Source organism: Mucilaginibacter sp. L3T2-6 (assembly GCF_030519355.1).
Classification (GTDB): domain Bacteria; phylum Bacteroidota; class Bacteroidia; order Sphingobacteriales; family Sphingobacteriaceae; genus Mucilaginibacter.
Genome location: NZ_JAUMKC010000007.1, coordinates 53,822 through 65,176, shown reverse-complemented (window position 1 = coordinate 65,176; position 11,355 = coordinate 53,822). Strand labels below are relative to the sequence as shown.

General features: G+C 43.0%; 15 protein-coding genes. 11 read left to right on the top strand and 4 right to left on the bottom strand.

What is annotated here, in order from left to right; translation table 11 throughout:
* Positions 1-119 precede the first annotated feature (119 nt).
* Both Q3W13_RS09955 and Q3W13_RS09950 read left to right on the top strand, forming a co-directional pair.
* Positions 120-581 (top strand): SPOR domain-containing protein, encoded by a 462-nt coding sequence (locus Q3W13_RS09955; protein WP_302863376.1) that lies wholly within the window; start codon positions 120-122, stop codon positions 579-581.
* Entirely contained in the window at positions 574-1,758 is a 1,185-nt protein-coding gene (locus Q3W13_RS09950) for a M20 family metallopeptidase (protein ID WP_302863375.1), read from the top strand. The genes Q3W13_RS09955 and Q3W13_RS09950 overlap by 8 nt, the downstream gene beginning before the upstream one ends.
* A 226-nt stretch (positions 1,759-1,984) precedes the next feature.
* On the opposite strand, the gene Q3W13_RS09945 is transcribed toward Q3W13_RS09950, so the two are convergent.
* From Q3W13_RS09945 to Q3W13_RS09935, 3 genes are all read right to left on the bottom strand, one after another.
* Positions 1,985-2,146, bottom strand: a complete 162-nt coding sequence (locus Q3W13_RS09945) for a hypothetical protein (protein WP_302863374.1) — start codon at positions 2,144-2,146, stop codon at positions 1,985-1,987.
* 26 nt (positions 2,147-2,172) lie between these two features.
* Positions 2,173-2,355: a hypothetical protein gene (locus Q3W13_RS09940; RefSeq protein ID WP_302863373.1), complete on the bottom strand. Its 183-nt coding sequence runs from the start codon at positions 2,353-2,355 to the stop codon at positions 2,173-2,175.
* 198 nt (positions 2,356-2,553) lie between these two features.
* A complete protein-coding gene (locus Q3W13_RS09935) occupies positions 2,554-3,756 on the bottom strand; it encodes an MFS transporter (protein ID WP_302863372.1) in 1,203 nt (400 codons plus the stop codon).
* An 800-nt stretch (positions 3,757-4,556) separates the two neighbouring features.
* On the opposite strand from Q3W13_RS09935, the gene Q3W13_RS09930 reads away from it, so the two are divergent.
* The 4 genes from Q3W13_RS09930 to Q3W13_RS09915 all read left to right on the top strand — a co-directional run bounded on the left by Q3W13_RS09930 (position 4,557) and on the right by Q3W13_RS09915 (position 6,495).
* Complete coding sequence (locus tag Q3W13_RS09930) at positions 4,557-4,739, top strand: hypothetical protein (protein ID WP_302863371.1); 183 nt, start codon at positions 4,557-4,559, stop codon at positions 4,737-4,739.
* A 123-nt stretch (positions 4,740-4,862) separates the two neighbouring features.
* Positions 4,863-5,225 (top strand): hypothetical protein, encoded by a 363-nt coding sequence (locus tag Q3W13_RS09925; protein WP_302863369.1) that lies wholly within the window; start codon positions 4,863-4,865, stop codon positions 5,223-5,225.
* A gap of 299 nt (positions 5,226-5,524) precedes the next feature.
* A complete protein-coding gene (gene greA, locus Q3W13_RS09920; RefSeq protein ID WP_302863368.1) occupies positions 5,525-5,998 on the top strand; it encodes a transcription elongation factor GreA in 474 nt (157 codons plus the stop codon).
* A 101-nt stretch (positions 5,999-6,099) separates the two neighbouring features.
* Positions 6,100-6,495 (top strand): HIT family protein, encoded by a 396-nt coding sequence (locus tag Q3W13_RS09915; protein WP_302863366.1) that lies wholly within the window; start codon positions 6,100-6,102, stop codon positions 6,493-6,495.
* Positions 6,496-6,566: 71 nt separating this feature from the next.
* On the opposite strand, the gene ruvC is transcribed toward Q3W13_RS09915, so the two are convergent.
* Positions 6,567-7,166 (bottom strand): crossover junction endodeoxyribonuclease RuvC, encoded by a 600-nt coding sequence (ruvC, locus tag Q3W13_RS09910; protein ID WP_302863364.1) that lies wholly within the window; start codon positions 7,164-7,166, stop codon positions 6,567-6,569.
* Positions 7,167-7,380: 214 nt separating this feature from the next.
* Here ruvC and Q3W13_RS09905 point away from each other — a divergent pair, with 214 nt between their 5' ends.
* The 5 genes from Q3W13_RS09905 to Q3W13_RS09885 all read left to right on the top strand — a co-directional run bounded on the left by Q3W13_RS09905 (position 7,381) and on the right by Q3W13_RS09885 (position 11,289).
* Complete coding sequence (locus tag Q3W13_RS09905; protein ID WP_302863362.1) at positions 7,381-7,800, top strand: cobalamin B12-binding domain-containing protein; 420 nt, start codon at positions 7,381-7,383, stop codon at positions 7,798-7,800.
* A 12-nt stretch (positions 7,801-7,812) separates the two neighbouring features.
* Entirely contained in the window at positions 7,813-8,595 is a 783-nt protein-coding gene (locus Q3W13_RS09900) for an enoyl-CoA hydratase-related protein (protein WP_302863361.1), read from the top strand.
* 169 nt (positions 8,596-8,764) lie between these two features.
* The gene (locus tag Q3W13_RS09895; protein WP_302863360.1) at positions 8,765-9,379 is read left to right on the top strand and encodes a hypothetical protein; all 615 of its coding nucleotides are present in this window, start codon (positions 8,765-8,767) and stop codon (positions 9,377-9,379) included.
* A 256-nt stretch (positions 9,380-9,635) separates the two neighbouring features.
* Positions 9,636-11,054: a sigma-54 dependent transcriptional regulator gene (locus tag Q3W13_RS09890; RefSeq protein ID WP_302863359.1), complete on the top strand. Its 1,419-nt coding sequence runs from the start codon at positions 9,636-9,638 to the stop codon at positions 11,052-11,054.
* A 1-nt stretch (position 11,055) separates the two neighbouring features.
* Positions 11,056-11,289 (top strand): hypothetical protein, encoded by a 234-nt coding sequence (locus Q3W13_RS09885; protein ID WP_302863358.1) that lies wholly within the window; start codon positions 11,056-11,058, stop codon positions 11,287-11,289.
* The last annotated feature ends 66 nt before the right edge of the window (positions 11,290-11,355 follow it).

Genomic DNA, 11,355 nt, shown 5'->3' with positions numbered 1-11,355 from the left:
ATTTTGTCATTGCGAAGAGTAACGGCGAAGCAACCTCATAACCATGCATGTCCGCTATGGATGACGACGAGGTTGCGGTGCTTCGCTCGCAATGACGAGTTTGTTTATATCATAGCCCTATGAAAAATACACTATCCTATAAAAAAGCTAATCCCGGCCTTATAAGGTATTGCATTTTTTTTATGCTGACATTTTCCTCAACCGTTGCAGCCGCTCAAACGCGAGGTACAGTTGAAGTAATAAAAGACCCGCTTATCGATACCCTTATTGCTCGCCGCAGCAGCATTGGGGCTAAAACCGGCTTGCCGGGAGCGGAAACAGCAAGAGGTTACCGTGTGCAGATATTTTTTGGATCAAGCCGGCAAGCTGCTTATGATGCGCAGGCGAAAATGAATGAAGAATATCCGGAACTGCGTACTTACATCAGCTATGTTGAGCCGAACTTTAAAGTGCGTGCAGGGGATTTTCGCACCAGGCTCGAAGCCCAAAAACTAGCCGAAGAAGTGAGGCCTATGTTTACCAGTATATTTATAATCCCTGAAAAAATTAATCTCCCAAAACCCGATACCTCCAATGATTAAAGAGCAGATTCAGCAGCTTTCTAAAGATATTTTTGGCGATACCGTGGCTAATCGCCGCCACCTCCACGCCAACCCGGAATTGTCTTTTAGCGAGGTAAATACCTCGGCATTCGTAGCAGGAAAGCTGGAGGCGCTGGGTCTTACCTGCCAGCGCATGGCTGACAACGGTATTGTTGCTTTGATACAAGGAGAAAAGCCTTCGGAAAACGTGGTTGCGTTGCGTGCAGACATGGATGCGCTGCCAATTACCGAGGCCAATGATGTGCCCTATAAATCCCGGAATGTGGGTGTGATGCATGCCTGCGGGCACGATGCTCATACTTCATCGCTATTGGGAACAGCCCAAATTTTAACCAGTTTAAAAAGCCAGTTTGGCGGTACGGTAAAATTGATATTTCAGCCGGCTGAAGAAAAACTGCCCGGCGGTGCAAGCCTGATGATAAAAGAAGGGGTATTGGAGAATCCAAAACCGCAGGCGGTAATCGGGCAGCACGTAATGCCGCTGATTGATGCCGGAAAAGTGGGTTTTCGGGCCGGCAAATATATGGCCTCGACAGACGAATTATACGTGACAGTTCGTGGTAAAGGGGGCCATGGTGCACAGCCCCAGCAAAACATCGACCCGGTTATTATCACTGCACACATGCTTACCGCGCTGCAGCAGGTAGTAAGCCGCTTTGCCGATCCTAAAAGCCCTACTGTATTGTCATTCGGAAAAGTAATAGCCAACGGCGCTACAAACGTAATTCCTAATGAAGTTTACCTGGAAGGCACTTTTCGCACTATGGACGAAAAATGGCGCAAAGAAGCCCATACAAGGATGAAAAAACTTGCGGAAGGGCTTTGCGAAAGCATGGGGGCAAGCTGCGAATTCAATATTATGAAAGGCTATCCGTTCCTTATAAATGAAGAAAAGCTAACTGCGTCGACCCGTGGGCATGCCGAGGATTACCTGGGTAAAGAAAATGTGCTCGACCTGGATATTTGGATGGCCGCAGAAGACTTCGCCTATTATTCCCAAGTGGCAGACTCCTGCTTCTACCGGCTTGGCACCCGAAATGAAAGCCGCGGAATTACGTCATCAGTACATACGCCGACCTTTGATGTAGAAGAAAGCGCTTTGGAAATGAGCACGGGGCTGATGGCCTATCTGGCCTTGAAACAACTAGGGAATTAAAGCTAGCCCATTAAAGTATTTGTTATTTTGGCCTTTAACAAAGGGGCCCAGATAAAACCGGTCTGCTTTATTCTCAACCGGTGGAAACGGCAAAAGACGTCATTAACTCATAAAGACAGGTAACTATGAAAAAATCCCCAAAAAAAATAGAGCCCTGCACAATTGCAAAGCTCTACGTTTTCATAGGTGTTGATGTACTGTTTTTCGGTAGATAGATATATGATGGTTAGGCAACAAACAAGGTGTTGTTGGCCATAGCTAATTTTCTGCGCAAAAAGAACGGATTCCTATTCATGAATGATTTTAAATCGCTCGCCAGCAAATCCTTTAATTCATTGTCAAATTTTGCGAGTAATTTACTTGGGGCGGTTTTGTTATAGCTTTTCATAGTTTACCTTTCTTTATTAACAGACTTTATTTAGTCTTTTCAGTTTCGCCGTCTTCAGTTGTTGTTAAGTTATCTTTCCTGCGTTTGGCTTCTTTATATTGCCTCAGCAATTGTTCCTTATCGCGCTCGTCAGAAGGCGCTTTAGGGTCTGCAGGATTTTCCCATTCTTTCTCTTCGCGTTCGCGGCTTTCTTTGATATCGAGTGCCATCCTGAATTGCATTTGATAAGGTTTATTCCAAATTGATGCCAAAACAGAATTGGTCTTTTTCCTTAGCCATAAATCGCTGAAATACAGGTGTAAAATTCTGAGTAATGCAAAATACGCCGCTAAGTGTCTGCTGGCGGCGGGTGTACAGATTTTTAGTACAGTATGTTGTTTACAGTAGTCAGCCAGGTGTACATTGGCTTATATGGCAGCTGCGGTTGCTGCTGTACGATGATTTGCGAAATGGATTACCAGCGTTATAAGTGCCAGTGCGCCGCCGGTTATGCACACACCATCCCATTGATAGTTTTTCCATAGCCCCGTTGCGACGAAAGTGCCCAGAGCGCCGCCTATAAAATAGGTCACCATATATATTGTATTGATGCGGTTGCGTGCTTCTGGCCGAAGTGCAAATATTATAGACTGGTTTGAGATATGCGTGGCTTGTACGCCCATGTCGAGCACGATTACGCCGATGATCAGCCCGGCTAAACTGTGCGCTGAAAAGTAAAAGATAACAAAAGATAAAAAGACAAGCAGCAACGTAAAGCCCGATAATTTGTAGGCATCCATTTTATCGCTCAATCTCCCCATCAGGCCTGCCGCCAATGCGCCGAAAGCCCCAACGAGCCCAAACTCGCCTGCGACACTGCTGCCCATGTTAAAGTTTTGCTTGAGCAGGAAAACTATAGTAGTCCAGAATGCGCTGAAACAGGCAAAACAAAGCGCACCCCGTACGGCAGCCAGCCGTAATCTGGGCTCTTCTTTTATCAAATGGATCATCGATGACATAAGTTTTTTATAGGTACCCTTGTATTCCGGTTCAACTTCCGGCAAAAAGAAACCGATCATCAGCCAAATCAATATCATCATACACGCTGCTATGCAATAAACCGCCCTCCATCCCAAATAATAGCCTATATAACCGCTGAACGTACGTGATAACAATATACCTATTAAAAGTCCGCTCATGATAACTCCGATCTTTTTTCCCCGCTCCTCAGGTTTGGCCAGATGCGCAGCCATTGGTACCAATAATTGAGGGATTATGGATGATGCACCCAGAAAAAAACTGGCGACTATCAATAAGTTAATAGACGTTGCCGTCGCGGTTATGATGAGCGATATTACGATAAACATAAATACGATCAGCATCAATTGTCTGCGTCTTACCATGTCGGCCAGGGGCACAAGAAAAAACATGCCCGTGGCATAGCCAATCTGGGTTAACATAGAAACTTTGCCGACCTTTGCCCGTGTGGAATGAAAAGTGCGTGCTATGTCTTCTAAAAGTGGCTGGTTATAATACAGGTTAGCGACAACAACGGCGGTAGCAACGGTCATGATCCATAAAGTGAGCGGTGTTAATTGTGGGTTTAATTTCGTTGCTTCGCTGTTTGACATACAGTTTGTTTTGAATCCGCGCAAAAATGGCAACCATTTTTAAATATTGGTGTTAATGCAATGCAATAATTTAAAAAGAATTCTGTTACTACTGGTACTGTTGTGAATCTGGTTAGGGATTTTAACAGAATTCGGTAAAAAGTCACGTTATACCTCTCTAAGAAACCTATTATTGTCCGAATTGCGCCGCTGGTCGGGTATTTTTACATTTAATTTGATATAAAATAGCCGTAATCGTATAAAATGTTACAATGTGTCTGCTAATTAATGGTAAATAATTAGTTTTTGCTAGATTTTCGTCTGTAATTGTGTGCCATTTTACTGTAATATTGATTTATTTTTATTTACTAACGTCAATATAGGCTATAGATAGGAAGCTTTTGCAAAAAAAAATCGACCTGTATCGATGAATTTTTTAATTAAATTTCTTTTTTTTGAAAAATGTCTGTATTTTTGAAATGTAGAAATCAAAGAAATGATTTTTTTACAAATAAATTACAAATAATTTCGATAGATATAAAAAGATAGTGTTATTTTTACACCATCAAATATTAAAAAAGTCTTCTCATAATTTAGGTTTATAATTGGTTAGTAAAGGCCCCTGCCCATCAGGGGCTTTACTTTTTTCCGCTGGGTTGAGCTACTGCCTAAATCCGGTGAAGGAAGCGTCAGATTGTAGAGAAACTCCACAGTTGAAATGAGGCAGTAAATAGCTAACCAATTGATTGTGAGTGATTAGTGATTTTTTTATCGATTTGGCACTAATGTGTATGCCTATAGTGTAACAAATTGAGAAACCCATGAAAAAATTAATTAGCATGATTGCTTTAGCAGCAATCTCATTCGGAAGTGTGTATGCACATGCAACAGTTAGCAAAGTAAATGTAATGCAAACTGACACCAGCAAAAAGAAAACAAAACCGATGAAGAAGGACACTGTTGTCAAGAAGAAAAAAGACTCTACCCTTGTAAAACAAAAATAACCCTCTTATTTTTATCAATAAAGCCGCACGGTGCTAAGCGCTGTGCGGCTTTTATTTTTACCCGCTCCATGATTACAATTCTTTTTTTATTTAAACGTTACTTTGAAAATAGTTGATTAACAGATGAAGTCATTTGCATTGTTCCCGCTCCTTTTAATTCTGTTCTCGCTTAATTGCAGGGCCCAGAAACGAATCAACGCGAAAGATGCCGCGAATCATAAAGGAGAAACGCTGATGGTTTGTGATAAGGTATTTAATACGGAAGTAGCGAAAACCGGCAATACCACGCTGTTGTATGTAGGCAGCGAAGATGGCCGTTACCTGACGGTCCTGGTTAAGGGTCCTGATCATCCCAAATTTAACTGGCACCCGGAACGCGATTTTAAGGATCGCACTATTTGTGTATCAGGTAAAATTGTCGACTATAATGGCAGACCTGCTATATATGTTACGGACCCGTCGCAGCTCAAACCAGGCAATGGTTGATTAACAAATGATAGGCAGGTAAGTTGTTGGCTTTTGACCTAGGGGATTTATATTGCCTAAAGAATTAGTTTTAAATCACAATTCCAGCATGGCGTGTCAGACGTGTCCGAAAAAAAATTTGGATATTAAAACTTAAATAGCTTATCTTCGTTTTACACACAAAGCAAGACTATGTAGGCGCCGCCGATATAGTCTTGTTTGTTTTATATAGAAAGCCGATGCGTCCTTCTTAAGTACGGGAGGGCGGTTTTTTTTGGCAAAGGATTAGGAAATATTATTTAAAATTTAATTGTACGGTTATGGCTGAAGTGGCATATTATACCAAAGAGGGATTAGAGAATTTAAAGAAGGAATTACACGAGCTTAAAACTTCAGGCCGTGCGGCCATCAGCAAGGCCATTGCTGAGGCGCGCGATAAGGGCGATTTGTCTGAGAATGCAGAATACGATGCTGCAAAAGAGGCCCAGGGGTTGCATGAGGCAAAAATTGCTAAAATGGGTGAGATGCTGGCCAATGCGCGCTTGCTCGACGACTCCAAGCTGGATACTTCTAAAGTACTGGCGTTGTCGGTTGTAAAAATAAAAAATGTAAAAAACGGCGCTACCATGTCGTACCAGTTGGTATCGGAGAGCGAAGCAGACCTGAAATCGGGTAAAATATCTGTAACGTCGCCTATTGCCAAGGGGCTCCTCGGTAAAAAAGTTGGCGAAATTGCCGAGATAACGGTGCCCGCCGGTAAAATGGAATTTGAGGTGCTGGAGATATCAAGATAGTCTGAAAATCGGGAAAGTCCGGAAGGCGCTTCAGGACTTTCCTAATTTGGACAACTTTCCCGGGTGATATTAGGACAATTACTCACTTAATCAACTAAAACATGACCATCTTCTCTAAAATCGTAGCAGGCGAAATACCAGCCTATATAGTGGCTGAAACTATAGATTACCTGGCATTTCTGGATATAAATCCACTTGCTGAAGGGCACGTGCTGGTTATTCCGAAAAAAGAAGTTGATTACATATTTGATATGGAGGACGACTTGTATGCCGGATTGCAGATCTTCGCCAAGATTGTTGCCACAGGGCTGAAAAAGGCCATCCCGTGCAAGCGTATAGGCGTGGCTGTCATCGGGCTCGAAGTGCCCCACGTGCATATACACCTTATCCCGATGAACCGCGTTGATGATTTGAATTTTGCGCGGCCAAAACTAAGTTTCACCCCCGAGCAATTAGAGGCGACGGCTGAGAAAATAAGGGAAGCGCTGAAAAGTTAATCGTTTGAAGTTTGATGATGCGTTAATCAGACATAAAAACCGGGGCTTCAAATTACTTACTCCGGAATAAATCACACAATCCTATTCTTATTATCCTTCACAAACGTGTCCCAGCCCGAGTATGACTTTTTACTGGCGCCTTTAGTGCCGCTGATTCGCTGGAAGGAATGACATACCGCCACAGCAAGGCCATCGGTAGCATCGAGAAAATCGGGGGTTTCGGTAAATTTTAACAGGGTTTGCAGCATAGCGGCAACCTGCTCTTTGGCTGCATTACCATTGCCGGTTATAGATTGTTTTATTTTGCGGGGAGCATATTCGGTGATATCCAGGTTACGCGACAATGCTGCCGCTATAGCCATTCCCTGCGCACGGCCGAGTTTGAGCATTACCTGTATGTTTTTCCCATAAAACGGCGCCTCGATCGCGAGGCAATCTGGATTGTAGTTATCAATGAGCGCAACGGTTTTTTCGAAAATGCGCTGGAGTTTCAGCATGTGGTCGTCAATTTTTTCCATTTTGACAACACCAAGGCTTATCAGATCAATTTTATTGCCCATCTCCTTTATCAGTCCATATCCCATCACTGCGGTACCCGGGTCGATGCCCAAAATAATGCGCTCTTTTTGCAGGGTAAGGGGTTTGTTAACGGTGGACACAATATCAGGCATTAAGTAGCTTTATTTGGTTCAAAGATACAACAAAACTGCCGGTGGAATTATCAGTGCTAATAAATTCAACTGTGCAACGCATATAGAGATTTGTTGTATCGCAGAAAAATCAAAACAGATAGTATATAAAGAATCACTGCTACTTACTGCCGCTACTTTGCGCTGCCTGTGATCCCTTGCTAATCGAAATTAGTTTCATAGCTTTGAGCAAATTATGAGCAAAACCTTTAATCGTCCTATCCGTGTTTTGGTGGCTAAAGTGGGCCTTGACGGCCATGATCGCGGCGCACGCATTATTGCTACCAGCCTGCGCGATGCGGGAATGGAAGTTATTTACACAGGCCTGCGTCAGACCCCCGAAATGGTGGTAAATACTGCATTGCAGGAAGACGTTGATGCAATTGGCATATCTATACTTTCCGGCGCGCACATGACTGTTTTTCCGAAGATCATGAATCTTATTAAAGAAAAAAAGATGGATGATGTGCTGGTTACCGGAGGTGGCATTATTCCTCAGGATGACATGGATGCACTGAAAAAAATAGGCGTAGGTGAACTCTTTCCCCCAGGTACCAGTACCCAGGACATTGTTAAATATATTACCGATTGGGTGCACGCGCACCGGAATTTTTAATCAGCAGCAGTTATGTCGTTCCAGAATTTATTAATCGAGAATAAAGGCCGAATTCAATATATTATCATCAACCGCGAAAGCAAACTGAACGCGCTAAACAAGGATACACTTGCCGAATTACATACAGCATTAAGCGATGCCTTTTGCAACTCTGCAGTCGGTGGTATCATCATTACCGGTGCAGGACAAAAGGCCTTTGTAGCAGGTGCGGACATTGCTGAATTTGCGGGGCTTGATGTGGCCGGGGGGCATGCATTAGCAAGGCACGGTCATCATTCAGTTTTTGATTTTATCGAAAATGGCAATAAGCCAGTTGTTGCAGCTGTAAATGGGTTTGCTTTAGGGGGCGGCCTGGAATTGGCTATGGCGTGTCATATCCGGATAGCATCTGGTAATGCAAAAATGGGCCTCCCCGAAGTTACTCTTGGCTTGATTCCAGGTTATGGCGGCACCCAGCGCCTTACCCAGCTGGTAGGTAAAGGAAAAGCTCTGGAAATGATTATGACGGCAGATATGATCACCGCTGAGGAAGCCCACCGCCTGGGCCTTGTTAATGCTGTGGTAGGCCAGGAAGAGCTATTGCCTAAAGCAGAAGATCTGCTAAATAAAATATTATCGCGAGCACCCCTGGCTGTGGCCGCAGCTATAAAAGCTATAAATGCCGGCCTTCACAATGATCAGGACGGATACGAAATAGAAATTGAGGAATTCGGTAATTGTTTCGGAACAGAGGACTTTAAGGAAGGTGTCTTGGCTTTTCTTGAGAAACGAAAACCTGCTTTTAAGGGCATTTAAGCGGTAAATTTGACATCGTCCTGACCGAATCCAAGAAATGGTCAAAATTAATGCATTGTTAATCAAACGATTGAATAATCGTGACAATAGGATGAAAAAATTCTGCTGATTTGTGCTGTTACTTTGCGCTGTGTTTATAAAAACACAACAATTTAATAACACATTTGATATGAAAAGTACATTAAAAATCTCAGCTTTAGTTTTAGCATTTGCCGGATTGACCCTGGGCGCAAAAGCACAAACTGCAACAAAAACAACTACCTCAACATCATCTTCATCAAACGGAGTAATCCTTAGCATAGGCGCTGATGCCGGTATCCCGACGGGTAACCTTTCTAACGCTTACAATTTTACTATCGGTGGCTCGGTTCAGGCCGATATACCGGTTGCTCAAAACTTGTTCGTTACTGTTAATGCCGGTTATAACAGCATTCAGGGTAAAAACAACTACACTATTACTACCCCAAATGGCCAGGTAAGCGGCGATGTAACCAACATTCAGTTGCTGCCTGTTAAGGCCGGTTTAAAATATTTTGTGGTACCACACCTGTATGTACAGGGCGAAGCGGGCGCTGCATTCCTTTTAAACAAATCTGATTTGGGCTTTGATAAATCTGCTGCATTTGTTTACGCTCCGCAGGTTGGCTACCAGTTCCCTGTTGGCGGTTCGAGCTACATTGATGCAGGCGTAAGGTTTGAATCATCAACTAAGTTTGTAACAGGTATTGATGACAGCAAAGTAAACTTCTTTGGTCTGCGCGTTGCTTACGCATTCGGACTGTAATTGTCATTACTAAAATCAAGAACCTGGAGTCAAGGTTACTGGTAGCAGGTCATCCGGTCTGCATCTTGACTCTCGGTTCCTGACTCAGAATCCGCCCTATATCTACGTAAAAACTAAGAGGCACCAGCCTCTTTTTTTCGTTTATATAACTTTTTAGTTGAGTTCAACGTATGATGGGATTAAATTTATAAATTAGCGGATGAGTATGTTAATCAACATTTAAAAATGCCGCCCATTAGTTAATAGAAACCGCTTTATGAAAAAAATTCTCATCATTGATGATGAAGTTAATGTTGCGTTACTGCTCTCGAAATTTTTAACGCGCAATGGCTTTGATGTTACCACCGCCTCGACAGGGACAATAGGGATGGAGTACCTGAAAAATGGAAACTTTAACCTGGTGCTCTGTGATTTCAGACTGGAGGATACTGATGGCCGCGAAATGCTTAAGAATATCAAGACCCAATATCCAAAAACCGGTGTAATTATAATTACTGGTTACTCCGATATCAAGATGGCTGTTGAACTCATAAAGATGGGCGCTTATGACTATATTACCAAACCATTATATCCCGACGAAATTTTAAACACTATAACCAAGGCTATTGAAACTCATCATGCCCTGGTTGAAGATAAGGAAACGGAGAAAGTTACCTACGATAAACCTACTGCCTCGAGCCGTGAAACCAAGAAACAGGCATTTAGCAATGAATTTGTTACCGGAACCAGCAAGGTGTCGAAAGAGCTCATGCGCCAGATTGAACTGGTAGCGCCGACTAATTACAGTGTTATTATTATGGGCGAGAGCGGTACCGGTAAAGAATCAGTCGCCAAGAGTATACACCTGAACAGCCCGCGATACAATCAGCCTTTTATTGCGATGGATTGTGGCTCATTAACAAAAGAATTGGCCGCCAGTGAATTTTTTGGTCATGAAAAAGGTTCGTTTACGGGGGCCTTGTACACCAAGATCGGCCACTTTGAAATGGCTAATGGGGGAACGTTGTTTTTAGACGAAGTTGGCAACCTTTCATACGAAATACAAGCCGCACTGCTACGGACTGTACAGGAGCGAAAAGTAAAGCGGATAGGAAGCACCAAAGAGATTAACCTTGACGTTCGCATTATAGTGGCTACCAATGAAAACCTGCTTGAAAGTATACAAAAAGGGCGCTTCAGGGAAGATTTATACCACCGATTTAATGAGTTCGGCATTTATATACCACCATTGCGCGAACGGGGCGCTGATATTATGCTGCTCGCCGAACACTTTCTTCGAATTGCTAATCAGGAACTTGGCCGTAACGTAACCTCGTTCTCGCCCGAAGTAGTAGAAAGCTTTATGAACTACCGCTGGCAGGGTAATATCCGCGAGATGAAGAACGTAGTGCGCCGGGCAACCCTGCTTACGGAAGGTAACGAAATAATGATGAAAGCGCTGCCGTTAGAAATTTCGAACTTCAGGCAGCCGTCATACGATTATTCACCGGTTGCCGAGATGCAGGAAATAAAAGAGAATAAGCACGACTTAAAGAATGCTGCACTTGAAGCAGAGTATGAAACGATACTAAAAGTTTTAAGGGAGGTTAATTTCAATAAAACCCGCGCAGCTGAGATATTAAACATTGACCGAAAGACTTTGTATAATAAAATGAAAGCCATTAACATTAAATAGTATGAAAGACACTGCAAAAACCGAAAAGAAGCAGGCCGCAGGCGCCTCGAGGCGGTCGTTGCGGGCTTTAAAGCATGATGTCAAGAACCAGCTGTCAAACATATTATTGGCCATTGAGCAGCTACGTTACGAAATACCTGAAATGACAGAGGATTGTGTATTTTATCTCGATTCGATTTCCCTGAGTTCTGCAAAGATTGATACCTTGCTGAAGGAAGTAGACCAGGTTGAATAAGAGAATGGAGATACTTAATCTATAAGTAGCCCGTACCATTTATAATCTTGCCGGAAAAATACATCA

Bases quoted from the DNA above. Each gene is read 5' to 3' on its own strand.
- Q3W13_RS09900 (WP_302863361.1), top strand. From the start codon at position 7,813: ATGTCGTTCCAGAATTTATTAATCGAGAATAAAGGCCGAATTCAATAT.
- Q3W13_RS09945 (WP_302863374.1), bottom strand. From the start codon at position 2,146: ATGAAAAGCTATAACAAAACCGCCCCAAGTAAATTACTCGCAAAATTT.
- ruvC (WP_302863364.1), bottom strand. From the start codon at position 7,166: ATGCCTGATATTGTGTCCACCGTTAACAAACCCCTTACCCTGCAAAAA.
- Q3W13_RS09950 (WP_302863375.1), top strand. From the start codon at position 574: ATGATTAAAGAGCAGATTCAGCAGCTTTCTAAAGATATTTTTGGCGAT.
- Q3W13_RS09915 (WP_302863366.1), top strand. From the start codon at position 6,100: ATGACCATCTTCTCTAAAATCGTAGCAGGCGAAATACCAGCCTATATA.
- Q3W13_RS09930 (WP_302863371.1), top strand. From the start codon at position 4,557: ATGAAAAAATTAATTAGCATGATTGCTTTAGCAGCAATCTCATTCGGA.
- Q3W13_RS09885 (WP_302863358.1), top strand. From the start codon at position 11,056: ATGAAAGACACTGCAAAAACCGAAAAGAAGCAGGCCGCAGGCGCCTCG.
- Q3W13_RS09935 (WP_302863372.1), bottom strand. From the start codon at position 3,756: ATGTCAAACAGCGAAGCAACGAAATTAAACCCACAATTAACACCGCTC.
- Q3W13_RS09895 (WP_302863360.1), top strand. From the start codon at position 8,765: ATGAAAAGTACATTAAAAATCTCAGCTTTAGTTTTAGCATTTGCCGGA.
- Q3W13_RS09905 (WP_302863362.1), top strand. From the start codon at position 7,381: ATGAGCAAAACCTTTAATCGTCCTATCCGTGTTTTGGTGGCTAAAGTG.
- greA (WP_302863368.1), top strand. From the start codon at position 5,525: ATGGCTGAAGTGGCATATTATACCAAAGAGGGATTAGAGAATTTAAAG.
- Q3W13_RS09890 (WP_302863359.1), top strand. From the start codon at position 9,636: ATGAAAAAAATTCTCATCATTGATGATGAAGTTAATGTTGCGTTACTG.
- Q3W13_RS09940 (WP_302863373.1), bottom strand. From the start codon at position 2,355: ATGGCACTCGATATCAAAGAAAGCCGCGAACGCGAAGAGAAAGAATGG.
- Q3W13_RS09955 (WP_302863376.1), top strand. From the start codon at position 120: ATGAAAAATACACTATCCTATAAAAAAGCTAATCCCGGCCTTATAAGG.
- Q3W13_RS09925 (WP_302863369.1), top strand. From the start codon at position 4,863: ATGAAGTCATTTGCATTGTTCCCGCTCCTTTTAATTCTGTTCTCGCTT.